Annotated in this window: 2 protein-coding genes; both read left to right on the forward strand. The window is 58.7% G+C overall.

Annotated features, from left to right (window positions below; translation table 11 throughout):
• Positions 1-275: Gfo/Idh/MocA family oxidoreductase (locus H6B10_RS14840; RefSeq protein WP_345941862.1), on the forward strand; the 275-nt coding region annotated here is incomplete at its 5' end.
• Positions 276-323: 48 nt separating this feature from the next.
• On the forward strand, positions 324-712 hold a 389-nt coding region (locus H6B10_RS14845; RefSeq protein WP_204652292.1), incomplete at its 3' end, for a ThuA domain-containing protein.

Here is a 712-nt window from a genome sequence, read left to right on the forward strand (position 1 = left end):
ACAATGGGGCTGGAACCGTGGCGGATGTTCACCGTGTACTCGATGCCGTCGCCGCCTGGGTGGCTGACCCACTGACCGCCGGTGATGAACTGCCATTCCGTATCCTGCCGGAAGTGACCACCGACTGGTCCGACTACTACAAGAACATTGTGGATGTGATCGACAACGGGGCGGAACTCATCGTCAAGCCGGAACAGTGCCTGCGGGTGATGAAGGTCATCGACCTGATTTTTGAATCCGACAGACAGAGCCACGGGCTGGCCTGCCGCATCTGATACGGAACGGGGACAAATCCCGGATTTTTCATTCAAAGGAGTGTTACTATGAAAAAAGCATTGATCCTGCAGGGCGGCTGGGACGGTCATGAACCTCAGCTGACCTCCAAACGTTTTGCGGGCCTGCTGGAAAAGCACGGCTATGCCTGCACCATCAGCGATACCCTGGATGTACTGGGAGACCTGGACCGGCTGATGGACCTGGACCTGATCGTGGCATGCTGGACTATGGGGGAAATCGACCATCGCTATGTGCAGAATGTCTGCAAGGCGGTGGGCGCCGGTGTAGGACTGGCGGGCTGCCACGGCGGCATGTGCGATTCCTTCCGGCAGGATACGGAATGGCAGTTCATCACCGGCGGTCAGTGGGTCAGCCACCCAGGCGGCGACGGCATCGAGTACACGGTGAACATCCGCCACGGTTCCAGCCCCATTGT

Origin of the sequence: Gemmiger formicilis (assembly GCF_016901605.1) — a bacterium.
Lineage (GTDB): Bacteria > Bacillota > Clostridia > Oscillospirales > Ruminococcaceae > Gemmiger > Gemmiger formicilis_B.